Origin of the sequence: Streptomyces sp. NPDC008313 (assembly GCF_042956125.1) — a bacterium.
Taxonomy (GTDB): Bacteria; Actinomycetota; Actinomycetes; order Streptomycetales; family Streptomycetaceae; genus Streptomyces.
Genome location: NZ_JBIBFR010000026.1, coordinates 54,456 through 71,031 on the forward strand (window position 1 = coordinate 54,456; position 16,576 = coordinate 71,031).

A 16,576-nucleotide genomic window follows, 5' to 3' on the forward strand; every position below is an offset into this window, starting at 1 on the left:
GGGCGGCCCCGCGGGCGCGCCGCGCGCGCGCGCCCCCCCCCGCCCCCCCCCCCCCCCCCCCCCCCGCCGCCCCGGGGGGGGGGGGGGGCCCCCCCCCGCCCCCCCCGGGGGGGCCCCCCCCCGGCCGCACCGGGCGTGTTCCGGCGGCGGAGCGCTCACCCGGGGCGTCGCGCCCCCGACGAGGTGCCCATCATCCGCCAGATCTTGATCTCGCGTACCAGTCCGGGATACTCCATGGCCACCAGGGCGGCCGCGGCGCCGGTCACCAGGACCGCCTGGGCGATCAGGACACGCCTGGCCCTGTGCCGTCTTCTTCTTCTCATCCTCATGAGCCCTTTGGCCCTCATGCGTACCTCCGTGGATCGGCTCTTCTCCGTGGCTGCCGACGGCCCCGCGCGGACGTGTCATGCGGGGGAGATGTTCGGCATGATCTTCAAGATCGCGTCGTGCTTCCTCCAGTCCACCCCGGTGGAGCGCCGCGCGTCGGCGGTGCCGTCCGCGTGATGCCCGGGCTGCGGCGTGTCCGTGAGCGCGTTGCCCTGCCGGATTCCGTCGACGTGCGCCGGAGTGTCGGGTCGTACGTCGGGCCTGCCGGTGCGAATCCTGCCCATCGTGGTCTCCTCACCCCGCTGATCGCGCGGGTTGTTCCAGTTGACCGAAGAACCTCTCGACGGCCGGCCACAGGGCGTCGCCGCCGGACAGGCCCTTCCACTCCCGTCGTACCACCGCCACCATCCGGAAGCAGTCGTCGACCGGGACGATCCAGTGGTGCCGGGCGCCGCGCGCGGTGTTGACCAGCAGCGCCTCCACGTCCGTCTCCAGTGTGCCCAGCTCGGGGCAGCCCGCGACGGTGTCCCGCCACGCCTCGGCGCCGACCTCCCACCGGGTGGCACCGAGCGGGCTCGGATAGTGCGCCGTCACCGTGCCGTCGGCACGCCGTACGAAGAACGCCAAACCGACCGGGACGCCCAGCGCGTCGGCCGGGACCTCGGGCAGCCGCACCCTGCGCCGCGGGACCAGCCGGTAGTGGCCGCCGCTCGCCGCGTCCTTGACGAACAGCAGGGTGCAGGGGCGGCACGCGCAGAGCACCTCCTCGCGGCCGGTGTCGTACAGATGCCGGTGGTCGTCCGCGACGGGCGCGCGGCACAGGTCGCACGCCTCGGCCGCCGCGGCCGACTCCTCGGCGGCGCGGCGGATGACACGGGCCAGGGCGCCGCCGGTCACGACGGCTTCCCGGCCCCGGCCGTCCGGCCGGTCAGCGCGTCCAGCGGCACGAAGGCCGCCTGCCCGCGCTTCTCGCGTTCCGGCTCCGGCACGCGCCGCACGTCCGTCAGCTCGGGCGCGACCGCGAGGACGGCCTCCCGGACCGCGTCCTCCACGGCGGTCGAGGACGACCCGCATCCGCCGGCCCGCAGCCGGACGTTCGCCACGCCGTCCTCGACGCCGGCGAGATGGATCTCCCCGCCGCTCTTGCGGACCGCGGGCCGCAGGTTGTCGACCGCCCGGGAGACCCGGCGGTCCACCGGCTCCGGGTGGATGCCGTGCAGGACCATGAGGTGACCGAGGAGTTCGTCCCCGGCCAGCCGGTCGGCCAGTTCCGCTCCCGCGCCGTCCAGGACCCGGGCGAGCGCCTCCCCGTAGACCTCCGTGAGGGCTTGGACGGCTTCGATCGCCGCCTGGGTCATCGGCCCCGGGGCCGCCTCGATGCCCTCCAGCAGCTCGTCGAGACGGGCGAGCCGCCGGGCGATCGCCCGCTCGTCGAGCCGGTCGCGGACGGTCTCAGTCACGGGACGCCCCGAACGTCGGTGAGTGCAGCTTCTTCAGCGTGTTGCCCTTGCCGAGATACATGTGCACACCGCAGGGGAGGCAGGGGTCGAAGCTGCGCACGGTGCGCATGATGTCGACGCCCTTGAAGTCGTCCGGGCCGTTCTCCTCGAAGATCGGCTGGCCCTGCACGGCGTCCTCGTAGGGGCCGGGGGTGCCGTAGCTGTCCCGGGGGCTGGCGTTCCACGGCGTCGGCGGGTACGGGTGGTAGTTGGCGATCTTCTTGTCCTTGATCACCAGGTGGTGCGAGAGGACGCCGCGCACCGCCTCGTGGAAGCCGCAGCCGATCGCCTCGTCCGGCACCTCGAAGGGCTCGAAGACCTTGGTGTCGCCGGCGCGGACGAGCTGCATCGACCGCTCCAGGAACTGGAAGGCCATCGCCGCCGCGTAGGCGATGAAGTAGGGCCGCGCCCGGTCCCGCTCGATGGTGTTGCTCCACTGCGGGATCTTCCACTCCAGCGTGGTCTCCGGCAGCTCCGCGCTCTTGGGCAGGGAGATCCGCACGCTGTGCCCGGTGGCCTTGATGTACGGGGTGTCCACCAGGCCGTTGAGCGCCGTCGACCACAGCCGGGCCAGCGGGCCGCCGCCGGTGTCCAGGGCGAGGTGCTCGTCGGTGTCCTTGTTGTACCAGCGCGGGCTCATGACCCAGCTGTAGTTGCCGTCGAAGTCGCGCTTCTGCGGGACGGGGACGGTGGTCTGGTTCCACGGGTGGCGCATGTCGACGGGGTTGCCGAGCGGGTCGTGGGTGACGAAGGGCTGCTCGTTCGTCCAGTCGTCGTAGAAGGAGCTGCCCAGCAGGATGCGCATGCCGAGGTTGATGTCGACCAGGTTGTTGGTGACGAGCTTGCCGTCGACGATGATGCCCGGGGTGACGAACATCGCCTTGCCCCAGTCGTTCATCGTCTCGTAGCGGTAGTCGCACACGTTCGAGTCCTGCCACGCGCCCCAGCAGCCCAGCGCGATCCGGCGGCGCCCGACCTCCTCGTACCCGGGCAGGGCCTCGTAGAAGAAGTCGAAGACGTCGTCGTTCATCGGCACGGCCTTCTTGATGAAGTCGAGGACTTCCAGAAGGCGGGTCAGGTAGTCGCTGAAGGCGGTGGGCGACGGCATGGTCCCCACGCCGCCCGGATACAGCGTAGAGGGGTGCACGTGGCGTCCCTCCATCAGGCAGAACATCTCGCGTGTGGTGCGGCTGACCTTCAGCGACTCCTTGTAGACCTCGCCCTCGAACGGGTTGAACGCCCGCATGATGTCGGCGATGGTCTTGAAGCCGTGGATGCCCGCGTTCGGCGCCTCGGTCCGCTCGGCCCGCGCCAGCACACCGGGGTTGGTCGCCTTGACCATCGCCTCGCAGAAGTCGACGAACACCAGGTTGTCCTGGAACAAGGTGTGGTCGAACATGTACTCGGCCGCCTCGCCGAGGTTCACGATGTGCTCGGCGAGCGGCGGCGGCTTGACCCCGTACGCCATCTGCTGGGCGTAGTCGGAGCACGTGGTGTGGTTGTCCCCGCAGATGCCGCAGATGCGGGAGGTGATGAACCCCGCGTCCCGGGGGTCCTTGCCCTTCATGAACACCGAGTAGCCGCGGAACAGCGACGAGGTGCTACGGCACTCGGTCACCTCCCGGTTGGCGAAGTCGATCTTCGTGTAGATGCCGAGATTGCCGATGATCCGGGTGATCGGATCCCAGGACATGTCGACGATCTGCGCGGGCTTGCGCCCCGCCGCCCGATCCTCGGTCTGCGTCATGTCGGTCCTTACCTCGCTCGTCGCGTCGTGGGGGAGTGTGGATCGGGCGCGGGCGGCCGCGGGCGCTCAGGCGCGCCAGTACGGGTCGTAGCCGCTGGTCAGCTCGGGCTGGTTGTGCCGCCACTTGGGCTCGCGGTTGACGGCCATGTTGGTGATGCCGCGCATCCGCCGGATGAAGGCGCCGTAGGGCTTGATCAGCAGTGAGGACAGGCTGCCGCCGGGAGGCTCGTCCATGAACGGCATGAACGCGTCGGGGAAGCCCGGCATCGTGCAGCCGATGCAGATGCCGCCGACGTTCGGGCAGCCGCCGACCCCGTTCATCCAGCCGCGCTTGGGCACGTTGCAGTTCACGACGGGGCCCCAGCAGCCCACCTTCACCTGGCACTTGGGGGAGCTGTAGTCCTGCGCGAAGTCGGCCTGCTCGTAGTAGGCGGCCCGGTCGCAGCCCTCGTGCACGGTCTTGCCGAACAGCCACTGGGGACGCAGCATGTGGTCCAGCGGGGGCGGCGGCGCCGATCCGGCCGCGTGGTAGAGCACCCAGAGCAGGGTCTCCATGAAGTTCTCCGGCTGGATCGGGCAGCCGGGGACGTTGACGATCGGCAGCTCGCCGCGGGACGTGAAGTCCCAGCCCAGGTAGTCCGACAGGCCCATGCTGCCGGTGGGGTTGCCGGCCATCGCGTGGATGCCGCCGTACGTCGCGCAGGTGCCGGCGGCGACGATCGCCCAGGCCCTGGGGGCGAGCCGGTCGATCCACCAGTTCAGGGTCAGCGGCTCGCCGGTCTCCAGGTCGTTGCCGAAGGAGGTCCAGTAGCCGTCGCCCTCGATGATGTTCTGGTTCGGGATCGACCCCTCGATGACCAGGATGAACGGCTCCAGGTCGCCGCGGGCCGCCGCGCGGAACGGCGCGAGGAAGTCCTCGCCGCCGAGGCTCGGGGAGAGCACCTTGTTGTAGAGGTGCACCTTGGGCAGGCCGGGGACCAGACCGAGGACCACGTCCTCGATGGACGGACGGCTCGACGCGGTCATCGACACGGTGTCGCCGTCGCAGCTCATGCCCTCGGAGATCCACAGCACGTGGATGTCGTCGAAACCGTCCCTCCGGTCGGAGTGAGCGGTCTCCTCGCTGACTTCGGTGGTGCCGCTTGCGGTGGTCATGTCCTCGGCCTCCCTTGCAGCCGGTCGCGGATGCGGTCGTACGCGGCGGCCACGGGGCCCGCCGGGGTGAGGGCCGGGGGTTTGTCCGGCGCGCTCGGGTGGGGCGGGGCCGGCGCCGTCCGCTCGGCCTTGCCGAGCACCCGGCCGAGGTCGTCGGGGTCCCGCTGGGAGACCGGGTCGCGCAGGCGCGGCAGCAGGCCCTCCTCTTCCTCCCGGACGTGTTCCCCGACGTCGCGCCGGGGTTCGGCCATGCGGTGGTCATGCGTCAACAGCTCGATGGCGTCCATCGCGTCCTTCCTCGTCCGGGGCGGCGTCCAGCGGGGTGACCTCTTCCGGACGGAAGTAGTGGAACCGGCCGTACCAGCCGTTCAGTTCGGCCGCGGGATCGTCGTCGAGGGTGACGGCCAGCCGTACGCTGCCGTCGACGTCGTGGAAGACGCCGGTGACGTGGGCGGACCGGCCGACGAGGAACATGTCGTGGGCGTCCGCGCCCCGCCCGCTCGGGCACAGCCGCACGGCGCTGCCCCGGCGCAGGGCGACACCGTCGACCAGCACGCTGTCCGTCGACGGCGACAGACCGTCGTCGCCGCCCTCCTCCCACCACGGGACACTCGCCCGGGGCGGCCCCTCCGGGGCGCCGGCGGGGGCGGGCACGGGGGAGGGCTTCAGCGAGCGGATCGCGCCGTGGAGCCGGGAGAGGACCTCGGGCGGCATCGCCTCCACCCGGTCCAGGATGTCGGCGGCGCGCCGGTCGGTCGCCCGGGCCTCCCGCTTCTCCTCGTCCGTCAGGAGCAGCGTGCGCAGGGTCAGGATCTCGTCGATCTCCGCCGCGTCGTGCAGGTCGCCGGGGCTCTCGGGCGCCACTCTCGGACGGTCCGGGAGGATGATCGGCGACGACAGCATCAGGTCGTACGCGCCCTCGTCGCCCGCCAGGACGGGGAAGGTGTGCAGGTTCCGGCAGGCCCGGGCGTGCGCCTCGAACCCCTCCGGCGGATCGGTCAGGGACAGGAACGCGACCCCGTCACCGCCGAGGACGGTGTGCGTGGCGACCAGCGCGTGCCGCAGCGCCTCGGAGCGGGGCACGTCCCGGCCGGGGGAGGGGGCGGTGTTCTCGACGCGGACGCGGAGCCGGTAGTGGGCGCGGGCACCGTCGCGCGGGTCCGTGGCGGGGCGCGCCCCGGCCGGGGTCAGGCGTTCCGCGCGCAGTACGGCCCTGGCCTCCAGGGGGCGGCGCCGGCGCACCGTCCGCCCGTGGCCGCCGGGGAGCGGCTCGGTCTCCTCGCCTGCGGGCGCGCCGACGGCGAACGTCCGCTCACCGGTGAGGAGTTCGGCGAGCGGGACGGTGGCCGTGGTCTCCCGGGGCACCGCCTCGTCGAACGTCACGTGGACCGTGCCGTCCGCCTCCAGCGACTCCACGGCCACGTGGCGGCCGTCCGCCTCGCACCGCTCGACCTGCTTGTGCTGGAGCTGGAGGTGGCGCACCCGCACGCGGACCGTGGCGTCGGCCTCCGCCGACATCAGGCACTCGGTCTGCTGGCACCACGACTCCACGGAACCGGAGATGCCGGGGGCGACGGGCCCGTCGGCCTCCACCCAGTCGCGGGGCGCGAGGACGCCGAACTGCCAGCGCACCCGGTTCTTCGGTGACGACCTGCGGTACGGGTACAGCAGATAGCCCTCGTAGAGGATGGCGTCCGCCACCGCGCGCACCCGTTCGACGGCGTCGTCGCGGGAGCTCACGCCGGTGGGCTCGCCGGGCCGGCACTGCACCGGATCGTCCAGCATGGGATCTCCTCGTCCTCGTCGTCCACGTTCACACGACCCGCTCGGGCGCGCCTGTTCTGGCGCCGACCGGGTGACCTCCGGCCGGGGCACCCCTCAGACCGGGACGGCCGGCGGGGGCTGCTTGTGCACGAAGGCCGAGCGCAGCGCGTGGTACGGGGCGGCGGGGTCGTCGAAGGTGCGGCGCATGAGGCGCAGTTCCTCGTCCCGGTAGGCGGCCAGCGGCTTGACGGCCTCGTCGCGTTCCCGCGTCGCCTTCTTGCGGGCGATGCGCTCGTGCGCCCGGTGGCGCGAGAGTTCCGCCGCCATCCCGGCGACCCGGCCGGCGAACTCCCCGGGAGAGGCGTCGACGACACGGTCCACCAGGCCCATGCGCTCCGCGGACGCGGCGCCGACCAGCAGCGCGTCCCGGGTCAGCGTCTCGGCCCGGTCGTGCCCGACACGGCGGGGCAGCGTGTAGGTCCAGTACTCGGAGCCGTACAGGCCCATGAGCCGGTAGTGCGGGTTGAGCACCGTGCCCGCCCTGCACCACACCTCGTCGGCGGCGAGGGCCAGCATGGCGCCGCCGGCCGCCGCGTTGCCGGCGAGCGCGGACACCACCAGCCGGTCGGTGGTCGTCAGGACCGCCTCCACGAGGTCGTCCATGGCGTTGATGTTCGCCCAGGACTCGGCGCCCGGGTCGGCGGCCGCCTCGATGACGTCGAGGTGGATGCCGTTGGAGAAGAAGTCCCGCTCGCCTCCGAGCACCACGACGGACGTCGGGCGGGAGCGGGCGAAGTCGTAGGCGTCGAGCAGCCGGCGGCACTGCGCGGCGGACATCGCACCGGCGGGGAACGAGAACCGCAGGAAGCCGACCTCCCCCTGCTCCGAGTAGCGGATGTCGCTGTACGTCCGCCGCCGCTCGGGCAGGTGCCACGGCACGGACACCTCGGGGACACCGGCCAGCCGGCCGCCGAGCGCGAGGACCGCGGGCAGCCGGCAGGAGCGCGGGGCGCCGGGCGTCCGGCGCCGCCGCAGCCGGGGGATCCACACGGCGCCGTCGGTGGTCGCCCGGCAGACGGCGCCCGCCCGGGTGGCCAGCACCTCGCCGGGCCGCCCGCGCAGCCGGTCCTCGGGATGCCCTCCGTACAGGAACCACTCGGCGCCCAGGAGTTCGTCGAGGACCCCCGGCTGCGAGTCGGCGGCCCGCAGGACGCGCAGCACCGACTCCGTGGACGCCGTGGACCAGTCGATGCGGCGGGCGTCCTGCCGCAGCGACGGCCGGGTCCGCACCTCGACGTCCGTCTGCTCCTGAGGGATGAAGCCGCCGGAGGCGAAGCGCCGCACGGCCGACAGGACGGCCTCCATGGCCGCGTCCGCCGCCTCGCCCCGGTAGAGGTCGCTCTTGCCCACCTCCGGCACGTCGAAGGAGGCCGACGCCCAGACGGGGCCCGCGTCCATCTCCGCCTCCGCCTCCGCCTGCAGGACGGTGACGCCCCAGGTGCGGCACCCCTCCTGGACGGCCCGGTCCAGGGAGGAGGGGCCGCGGTCGCCGGGCGGCCCCGGATGGACGACGAGGCAGACGTGCCGCGACCACACGTCCTCGGGGATCGCCGTCCTCAGCATCGGTGCGAGGACCAGGTCCGGCCGGTGCCGGGCGACGGCCGACCTGACGGACGCGGAGTCGCTCACCTGAGTGAACGTCATCGTGTGGCCGCGGTCGCCCAGTTCCGCGTGGACCCGTTGAGTGAGACTGTTGAACGCGCTGGCGACCAGCAGGATCCGCATGTGCACCTCCGCACCCTTGACGCACGCCCGGGAATCGCCCGAGGGCCGTGTCATGGTGACGCAGCGGGTCCGGTGCGGTGCGGCGGAACGCCCGGCGTCGCTGTCATCCGCCCCGAATGGGGCAGCGGAGCCGGCCACGGCGTTCGAGGACCGAAGGAGTGAGGCTCATGGCAGACAGCGCGGCCCCCACCACCCTCCCGGTACGGAAGGAGGACGGGGCGGATGAGACGGCACCGGAAGGCGCGCGCGTCCTGGTGGCCGGTATCGGCAACATCTTCCTCGCCGACGACGCCTTCGGACCCGAGGTGATCAAGGCCCTGCGCGGCGTCCCCTTCCCGCCCGGGGTCGACGTCCACGACTTCGGGATCCGCGGCCTCGACCTCGCCTACCGCCTCCAGGACGGATACGCGGCCGTCGTCCTCGTCGACGCCTCACCACGCGGTGACGCGCCCGGCACCCTGTACGTCATCGAGCCCGAACCGCAGGACGACGCGGCCGCCGCGCCCGAGGCCCACGGCATGGACCCGGTCAAGGTGCTGGCACTGGCGCGGCACCTCGGGGACGCTCCGCTGCCGCGCGTCGTCGTCCTCGGCTGCGAGCCGGAGATCAGCCCCCGCGGCGACGAGGACATCATCGACGGCCTCAGCGCGTCCGTGCGCGAGGCCGTCGGCCGCGCCGCCGCGCTGCTCCCCGCCCTGGCCCGGTCCCTGGCCGCCGACCCGGAGGGCGACATCGACCTGTCGCAGAGGGCTCCCGCGGACCCGGCCTGAGCCGCGACGCCGCGTCCCGGCCGGCGCGGGCGCGACGGAGCCGGGCCGGAACCCCGTGCGGGGCCCGGCCCGGCTCCGTGCTCGTCCCGTGACCGGTCAGGTGCTCAGCGGCCGCGGCCCGTGAGCATGTCGCGGACCCGGTCGACCATGCCGGCACCGGGCGCGAGGAGCTTGTTGGCGGGCGGGGTGTCGGGCGCGGCCGGGTGGGGCCGCGTCGGGGCGGTCTTCTTCGCGGAGCGGACCTTCTCGCCGAGCTCGTCGAGGGCGCCCGGCGGGCAGGACTCGGCCAGCAGGGGGAACAGCCGGTTCTCCTCGTCGTTCACATGCGACGTGACCGACGTCTTGAGCCGGGCCACCAGCGCGTCGAAACGGCCGTCGCCCGGTTCGCAGCCCTCCAGCTCCTTGAGCATCCGCTCGACCTCGGCGTGGTCCTCCAGCTCCTTGTCGGCCAGGTCGTCGCCGTCGTCGACGAAGCGGCGGACCGCCGGGTAGAGGTGTTCCTCCTCGGCGACCGAGTGGCGTACAAGTTCCATGGTCAGCTGGTCGGCGAGCTCCCGCTGCCGCTTGTCCCCGGCCGGCAGCCCCTCGATCCGCGCGAAGAGCTCGTCGACCTCGCGGTGGTCGATGGTGAGTTCCTGAATGACGTTTCCGCCGTGTCCCATGATGACTCCGTTCTCGAGATGACGGGCCGGCCGTGCGCGGGCCGCTGAGCGAGCGCCCGAACCGCGCCTTGCCGCTCCCGGGCCTTCCACACCCGGTGGCGGAAGGATGTGTTCCGTTCGGCGGCACCGAGCCGTGACGGCCTGCCCACTGAAGCGCTACCCGTTGCCGGGCACACTCGGGCAGCCCGATCGTGTACGTTCCCGCCGCTTTCCCCCGTGCCGGTGAGGGACCGCGCCCGCCCGGGGGAGCGGCGCGGTGCGGCCCGGCGGCCGGAGCGCACGCCTGCGGTCGCCTCGCTCGTACGGCTACGCGCCCGTCTCCTCGGCCCGTTCGACGGGCAGCAGCGCCCGGATGTCCGACGGCAGCACCCCCGCCAGCTTCTCCATCTCCTCGGGCGCGACCGCCGCGTCGAGCACCTCCATGACGGCGACCGCGTCCCGCAGCGCGATGTCCTCCGGCACACCGGCGCGCCAGGCGACCCGGCCGGCGAACGCGGTGAGGCCGAAACGCTCACCCGCGCCCCGCCGCCGCTCGCCCCCGGCGGACGGCGACTGCGGCCGCATGGACGCGGCCAGATCCCCCGGCAACTGCGCGGCGACGTGCTCGGCCAGCCCCTGCGGAACGCGTTCCGCCAGCGTCGACAGCACGGCCCGCGTCGCGTGCTCGGCCGCGCCCCGGTCGGCCAGCCCGGCCCGCGCCCGCACCTTTCCGATCAGCTCGTCGTTTCGCATGGCCCTCGGCTCCCTCCGTACCTCTCCACCGGGCGAGTGACCCCGCCGCGGACGAATACACGGGCTCGCCGGCCTCGCGCGGCCGCTCCGGCAGCCCGGGGTACGCCGCGTCGCCGCGGTCGCCGTCGTGGATGTCCTGGTCGGTGCCGACGCGGGCCGCGTACGGCTCGGAGTGCCGGCGGGCGACGACGCACGGCGGCCCGGGGCCTCCCGCCGTGTCAGGAGTGCCCCGGGCCGTCGTGCGGTGGCCGGCGCCGCCGCCCGCGCGCTGCGCGCCCGCGGTCACGCGCCCCCGGAGGCGTCCGCCGGCAGCGGCAGCGCGAGGGCCGGCCCGGCGGCAGGCTGCGGGTGGACGCAGTGCCAGCGGTGGCCGTCGGGGCCGTCCGTCGCCGCCGGGAAGGCGGTGGCGCAGGCGTCGTCCGCCTTCCAGCAGCGCGTGCGGAACGGGCAGCCGGAGGGCGGGTTGGTGGCCGAGGGCACCGGCCCGTGCAGGACGATGCGCTCGGGGCGCTCCAGCAGGCTCGGCGTGGCCGAGAGCAGGGCCTCGGTGTACGGGTGCCGGGAGCCGCCGGACACCTGCGCCGCCGCGCCCTCCTCCACGACCCGGCCCAGGTACAGCACCGCGATCCGGTCCGCGAGGTAGCGCACGGTCTGCACGTCGTGCGAGATGAACACCATGCCGAGGCCCAGCCGGGCGCGCAGGTCCACCAGGAGGTTGAGGATCTGGGCGCGCACCGAGACGTCGAGGGCGCTGGTGGGTTCGTCGGCGACGATCAGCTCCGGTTCCAGGGCGAGGGCGCGCGCGATGGCCACGCGCTGGCGCTGGCCTCCGGACAGCTGGCCCGGCAGCGCGTTCAGGGTGTGGCCGGGCAGGCCGACCAGGTCGAGGAGTTCCTCGACGCGCGCCTCCCGCTCGGCGCGCGTGCCGCGGCGGTGCACGTCCAGCGGGTCGCGCAGGATCTGCCGGACCGGCAGCCGCGGGTTCAGCGCCGTGGACGCGTCCTGGAAGATCACGCCGACGGCCGGGCCGAACCGGGTACGGCGCTCTGCGGCGCTCATGCTCCACAGGTCCTGTCCGCGGAAGGACACCTGGCCCTCCGTCGGGCGCTGCAGTCCGGTGACCACGCGGGCCAGCGTGGACTTGCCGCAGCCCGACTCGCCGACGAGGCCGAGGATCTCGCCGCGCCTGACCTCCAGGGAGGCGTCGGTGAGCGCGTGCACCGCGTCCCGGCGGAAGATCCCGCCGCTGCGGGCCCGGTGCCGTACGTGGACGCGGTCGAGCCGGACGATGGGATCCATGGTGCTGTCCTCCGGTGCGGTCATCGGGCACTCTCCAGCGACTTCGCCGCCCGGTCCGCGGGCGCCGGGTGGTGGCAGGCGAAGACGTGGTCGCGTCCGGCGTCGCGCTCGGCGGCGGCCGGCGGGGTGGTGGCGCACAGCTCGGTGGCGGCGGCGCAGCGCGAGGCGAACCGGCAGCCGGGGCCGAACGCCCGGGGCGCGGGCACGACGCCGCGGATCTGGTGCAGCCGCTGCGCGCCCGACTCCAGCGAGACGACCGAGCCGAGCAGTCCGCGGCTGTAGTGGTGCGCGGGGGCGGTCAGCAGGGAGCGGGTGTCGCCGGCCTCGGCGACCTGGCCGGCGTACATCACCGCGACCCGGTGGGCGAGGTCGCCGACCAGGGCGAGGTCGTGGGAGACGAGGACCATCGCGAAGCCGAGTTCGTCACGCAGGCGCACCAGCAGTTCGACGACCTGGGCCTGGACGGTGACGTCGAGCGCGGTCGTCGGCTCGTCGGCGATGAGCAGCCGGGGGTCGCGGGAGAGCGCCATGGCGATCAGGACGCGCTGGCGCTGGCCGCCGGAGAGCTCGTGCGGGTAGCTGCGCAGGGTGCGCTCGGGGGAGAGGCCGACCAGTCCGAGCAGTTCGGCGGGGGTGCGGGTGCCGCCGCGCGAGGTGAGCCACTTCAGCTGGGTACCGATCAGCACGGACGGGTTCAGCGACGACATGGCGTCCTGGTAGACCATGGCGATCTCCGGGCCCATCAGCGCCCGGCGTTCCTTCGGCGACAGTTTCAGCAGGTCGCGGCCCCGGTAGAGGATCTCGCCCCCGGCCTCGGCGTTGCGGGCCAGCAGCCCCATGACCGCGAGGCTGGTGATCGACTTGCCGCAGCCGGACTCGCCGACCAGGCCCAGGGTCTCGCCCTCGCGGACGGTGAAGGAGATGCCGTCGACGACGCGGGTGTCGCCGTACCGGTCGGGGAAGCGGATGGACAGGTCGCGTACGACGAGCAGTTCGGGCGCGTCCTCGCGCAGCGGCGGCACGGCGGGCTCCATGGCCGTGAGCCGGGTCGCGAGCTCGGCGAGCGCGGCGTCCACCTCGGACTCGTCGGTCGCCGGCGCGAGGGCGGCGGCGTTGTCGTCGGAGTCGGTGCCGCCGGTGCGGGACGTGTCCGGTGAGGCGGCGGCGTCCGTCATGCCCTCGGAGAGGACGTTCAGCGCGAGCACCGTCACCAGCACGCACAGGCCGGGGAAGAGGGTCGCCCACCAGCCGCCCGACAGCAGGATCTGCCGGCCGTAGGCCAGCACGCTGCCCCAGCTCGGGTCGGGGTCCTGCACACCGGCGCCGATGAAGGACAGGCTCGCCTCGAAGATGATGGAGTCGGCGACCATGACCGTCGCGAACACCAGCACCGGCGCGGCGCAGTTGACCGCCACGTGCCGCGCCACGATGTGCGAGCGGCGGGCCCCGATGACCTGCTCCGCGGCGACGTAGTCCTCGCCGTACTGCTCCAGCACGTTGGCCCGTACGACCCGGGCGAGCGAGGGCGAGTAGACGAAGGCGATGGTGAAGATGATGACCGGGACGCTGGGCCCGAACACGGCGACGAGCACGGCGGCCAGCGCGATCGGCGGGAACGACATCACGACGTCGAGCGTGCGCATCACCGACTCGTCGGCGAGCTTGCGCGAGGTGGCCGCCAGGGCGCCCAGCAGCGAACCGAGGACCAGGGCGAGCAGGGTCGCGCCGAGACCGATGACCAGGGAGTAACGCGCACCGTGGACCACCCGGGCGAACACGTCGCGGCCGGCCCGGTCGGTGCCGAACCAGTGCTCGGCGCCGGGTGCCTGGGCCGGTATGCCGGTGGCGAGCGGGTCCTGGGTGAGGAGCGGGGCGAACACGGCGCCCAGCACGACGACCAGCAGGACGCCGAGGGCGATCCGGGAGGGCACGGGCAGGCGGCGCAGGCGGGTACCGGGCCGGGACAGCCGCCCGGCGAGGGAGCTTGGGGCGAACATCACACCGTCCTGATGCGCGGGTTGACGAGCAGGTAGAGCAGGTCGACGACGACGTTGACGACGAGGAAGGCGATCGCGATGGTGAGCACGGTCCCCTGGACCAGCCCGACGTCGCCTCCGTTGACGCCTTCGAGGATCAGCTTGCCCATGCCGGGCAGGTCGAAGATCGCCTCGATGACGACGGCGCCGCTGAGCATGTAGCCGACCTTGACGCCGAGCACGGTCATCGGGGTGACGAGCGCGTTGCGCAGGACCGACCGGATGATCAGGAACGGCGGCAGGCCGCTGCCCCGGGCGGTGCGGACGTAGTCGCGGTCCAGTTCGGCCACCATCGAGGTGCGGATGAGCCGGGCCAGCGACGAGGCGACGGGCAGCGCGAGGGACAGCGCGGGCAGCGTGAGGCTCTCCAGCCAGCCGGTGAAGGAGTCGGCCGGGTTGACGTAGCCTCCGGTCGGGAACAGCGGCATGGTCAGCGCGAACTGCTGGATGAGCAGCACACCGAGCCAGAACGAGGGCAGGGCGATGCCGGCCATCGACAGCACCCGGAAGATCTGGTCCGGCCAGCGGTCGCGGTAGACGGCGCTGGTGACGCCGAAGACCAGCGCCAGCACGACGGCCAGCGCGAGACCGAGCAGGGTCAGCTGCAGCGTGAGCGGGAACGCGGCCGCGATCCGGTCGGTGACGGGCTGGCTGGGCGACATCGTGACGCCGAGGTCTCCCCGCAGCAGATCGCCCAGGAAGGCGAAGTAGCGGACGGGCAGGGGGTCGTTGAGGCCGTGGGCCTCGGCGAACGCGGCTCGGGCCTCGGGACTCGCCGAGTCGCCGAGCGCGTTGTACGCGGGGTCGGTCGGCGAGAACTGGAGGACCACGAAGACCAGCAGTGCGATGCCGAGGACCATCACCGGCATCATCGCGACGCGGCGCAGCGCGAGCCGGAGAAATGCAACCATCGTGAGGTTCCTAGGGGGTGTCTGATACATGAGCGTGGGTGAAGGAGCGGGGTCTGGTGCGTGCGATCGCAAGGCGCCGGGGCGCCCTCGTGGCGGAGCCACGCGGGCGTTTCGGCAACGCCGCGAGCGTGCGTGCCGGGCGCCGCGACGCCGCGCGCATGTGTCGGACACCTCCTGGGGATGGGGCGGGGGCCGCCGCGCCCGGGAGGCAGGGGCGGCGGCCCGACGGCGTGGGCGTGCGGGTCAGCCCCGGCCGACGTCGAGGAAGGACAGCCCGGTGGTGGGCAGCGGCTTGAACCCGGTCAGCGACCCGTCCCGCCACGCGGTGGGCAGCTTGCGGTGCAGCACCGGGTAGAGGGCGGCCTCCTCGGCGACGAGGTCGGTGACCTCGCTCCACAGCTTCCTGCGCTTCGTGTCGTCGGCCTCGGCCGCGGCCTTGTCGAGCAGCGACTTGGTCCGCTTGTAGGCGGCGGTGCCCTTCCAGCCGTAGCGGTTCTCCGGCCAGAAGCCGTAGTAGAACCAGCGCAGCAGCAGGTCGGCGTCGTTGCCGAAGACGGACGGGTCGCCCGGTGCGGCCAGGGCGTCGAAGTCGCCCTTGTCGATCTTGGCGTACTGGGCGGCGGACTGCGCGATGTCGAGCTTGGCGTCGACCCCGATCGCCGCCCAGCTCTCCTTGATCAGGGGGGCGATGTCCTTGACCCAGCCGTTGTCGGTGAGCAGCAGGGTGAACGAGAGCTTGCCCACGCCCGCGTCGGCGAGCAGCTTCCTGGCCTTCGCCACGTCGTGCCCGTAGACGGTGGAGGCCTTCTGGTAGTCGGGGTGCGTGGCCGGCACGTAGCCCGTGGCGGCCTCGGCGTTGCCCAGCAGCGCCGTCGAGATGATCTTCTCGGTGTCGAGCGCGTAGTGCAGGGCCTGGCGCACCCGCTTGTCCTCGAAACGCTTGTCGGCGCAGTTGAACATGAGGAAGAGCAGGCCGAAGGACTGGACGGACTCGACCTTGTCCTTGCCGGTGAAGCCCTTGACGTCGATGTAGGGCACGTCCTCGATGGCCTGGACCCGGCCGGACTTGAGCGCGCTGACCCGCGCGGACGGGTCGGACATCAGCCGCCAGATCATCTTCTTGGCCTTGGCCGGGTGCGGGCCGTTGTACTTGTCGTACTTCTCCATGACGATCTTGTCCTCGCGGACCGCCGACACGAAGCGGTACGGGCCCGAGCCGACGGGCTTGGCGTCGAACGCCTTGGCGTCGGCCCCCGCGATCTTCTTCGGCACGATCCGCACCACGGATATCCGGGACGGGAAGAGCGCGAAGGCGTACTTCAGCTTGAACTCGACCGTCGACTCGTCGACCGCGCTCACCTTGTCGATGAACGGCACGAACTGCGCCGTCAGCGAGGCGTTCTTCTCGTCCAGGACGCGCTCGAAGCTGAACACCACGTCGTCGGCGGTGACCGCCGAGCCGTCGTGGAAGGTCGCGCCCTTGCGCAGGGTGGCCCGGTAGGTGGTCGCGTTGATCTTCTTGGGCATCCCGGTGGCCAGCGCGGGCCGCGCCACCAGCGTGGCCGGGTCGAGGTCGACCAGGCCCTCGAAGATGTGCATGTTCGCGGCGTACGGGGTCGCGCCCGAGGTGATCATCGGGTCGAAGCCCGTGGAGAGCGGGTAGGAGAGGCCGGCCTCGATGGTGTCGGAGCCGCTGCCCGAACCGGTGGCGCCGTCTCCACTGGAGGCCGGGCCCCCACAGGCCGTCAGGCCGGCGGTGACCGCGGTCGCCACACCGATGGCGCCGGTGTATCTCATGAAGGTGCGGCGATCGACGCCGGCTGCACTGCGCGCGGACAAGGTGTCCTCCATGCGGGAGACAAGGGATGGTTGCGCGGGGAGGACGCGAG

16 protein-coding genes are annotated in these 16,576 nt (G+C 72.9%); 1 reads left to right on the top strand and 15 read right to left on the bottom strand.

Annotation, left to right across the window (positions count from 1 at the left end; genetic code table 11):
* Positions 1-155: 155 nt before the first annotated feature.
* The 9 genes from ACFY93_RS28705 to ACFY93_RS28745 form a co-directional block, all read right to left on the bottom strand.
* Positions 156-323: a hypothetical protein gene (locus tag ACFY93_RS28705; protein WP_391364309.1), complete on the bottom strand. Its 168-nt coding sequence runs from the start codon at positions 321-323 to the stop codon at positions 156-158.
* An 81-nt stretch (positions 324-404) separates the two neighbouring features.
* Positions 405-611, bottom strand: coding sequence for a hypothetical protein (locus tag ACFY93_RS28710; RefSeq protein ID WP_391364311.1), 207 nt, complete (start codon positions 609-611; stop codon positions 405-407).
* A gap of 10 nt (positions 612-621) precedes the next feature.
* Entirely contained in the window at positions 622-1,224 is a 603-nt protein-coding gene (locus tag ACFY93_RS28715) for a DUF5947 family protein (RefSeq protein ID WP_391364313.1), read from the bottom strand.
* Positions 1,221-1,787 (bottom strand): NifU family protein, encoded by a 567-nt coding sequence (locus ACFY93_RS28720; RefSeq protein ID WP_391364315.1) that lies wholly within the window; start codon positions 1,785-1,787, stop codon positions 1,221-1,223. The genes ACFY93_RS28715 and ACFY93_RS28720 overlap by 4 nt, the downstream gene beginning before the upstream one ends.
* Positions 1,780-3,573 carry a nickel-dependent hydrogenase large subunit gene (locus ACFY93_RS28725; RefSeq protein ID WP_391364317.1) on the bottom strand — a complete coding sequence of 598 codons (1,794 nt, stop codon included), beginning with the start codon at positions 3,571-3,573 and terminating at the stop codon, positions 1,780-1,782. Before ACFY93_RS28725 ends, ACFY93_RS28720 begins: the two co-directional genes overlap by 8 nt.
* A 66-nt stretch (positions 3,574-3,639) precedes the next feature.
* Positions 3,640-4,728: a hydrogenase expression protein HypE gene (locus ACFY93_RS28730; RefSeq protein ID WP_391364318.1), complete on the bottom strand. Its 1,089-nt coding sequence runs from the start codon at positions 4,726-4,728 to the stop codon at positions 3,640-3,642.
* Positions 4,725-5,015 (bottom strand): hypothetical protein, encoded by a 291-nt coding sequence (locus ACFY93_RS28735; RefSeq protein WP_391364320.1) that lies wholly within the window; start codon positions 5,013-5,015, stop codon positions 4,725-4,727. The genes ACFY93_RS28730 and ACFY93_RS28735 overlap by 4 nt, the downstream gene beginning before the upstream one ends.
* Positions 4,987-6,513 (bottom strand): hypothetical protein, encoded by a 1,527-nt coding sequence (locus tag ACFY93_RS28740; protein WP_391364322.1) that lies wholly within the window; start codon positions 6,511-6,513, stop codon positions 4,987-4,989. Before ACFY93_RS28740 ends, ACFY93_RS28735 begins: the two co-directional genes overlap by 29 nt.
* 93 nt (positions 6,514-6,606) lie before the next feature.
* On the bottom strand, positions 6,607-8,277 hold the full coding sequence (locus ACFY93_RS28745; protein ID WP_391364413.1) for an enoyl-CoA hydratase-related protein: 1,671 nt from the start codon (positions 8,275-8,277) through the stop codon (positions 6,607-6,609).
* Positions 8,278-8,444: 167 nt separating this feature from the next.
* Here ACFY93_RS28745 and ACFY93_RS28750 point away from each other — a divergent pair, with 167 nt between their 5' ends.
* Positions 8,445-9,047, top strand: a complete 603-nt coding sequence (locus ACFY93_RS28750; RefSeq protein ID WP_391364324.1) for a hydrogenase maturation protease — start codon at positions 8,445-8,447, stop codon at positions 9,045-9,047.
* Positions 9,048-9,151: 104 nt separating this feature from the next.
* Here ACFY93_RS28750 and ACFY93_RS28755 read toward each other — a convergent pair whose 3' ends face one another.
* The 6 genes from ACFY93_RS28755 to ACFY93_RS28780 form a co-directional block, all read right to left on the bottom strand.
* Positions 9,152-9,709, bottom strand: a complete 558-nt coding sequence (locus ACFY93_RS28755; protein WP_391364326.1) for a hemerythrin domain-containing protein — start codon at positions 9,707-9,709, stop codon at positions 9,152-9,154.
* 306 nt (positions 9,710-10,015) lie between these two features.
* Entirely contained in the window at positions 10,016-10,441 is a 426-nt protein-coding gene (locus ACFY93_RS28760; RefSeq protein ID WP_391364328.1) for a DUF2267 domain-containing protein, read from the bottom strand.
* A gap of 282 nt (positions 10,442-10,723) precedes the next feature.
* On the bottom strand, positions 10,724-11,764 hold the full coding sequence (locus ACFY93_RS28765; protein ID WP_391364330.1) for an oligopeptide/dipeptide ABC transporter ATP-binding protein: 1,041 nt from the start codon (positions 11,762-11,764) through the stop codon (positions 10,724-10,726).
* Entirely contained in the window at positions 11,761-13,737 is a 1,977-nt protein-coding gene (locus ACFY93_RS28770) for an oligopeptide/dipeptide ABC transporter ATP-binding protein (RefSeq protein ID WP_391364332.1), read from the bottom strand. The genes ACFY93_RS28765 and ACFY93_RS28770 overlap by 4 nt, the downstream gene beginning before the upstream one ends.
* Positions 13,737-14,687 carry an ABC transporter permease subunit gene (locus tag ACFY93_RS28775; RefSeq protein WP_391364334.1) on the bottom strand — a complete coding sequence of 317 codons (951 nt, stop codon included), beginning with the start codon at positions 14,685-14,687 and terminating at the stop codon, positions 13,737-13,739. Before ACFY93_RS28775 ends, ACFY93_RS28770 begins: the two co-directional genes overlap by 1 nt.
* 243 nt (positions 14,688-14,930) lie before the next feature.
* A complete protein-coding gene (locus tag ACFY93_RS28780) occupies positions 14,931-16,538 on the bottom strand; it encodes an ABC transporter substrate-binding protein (protein WP_391364336.1) in 1,608 nt (535 codons plus the stop codon).
* Positions 16,539-16,576 lie beyond the last annotated feature (38 nt).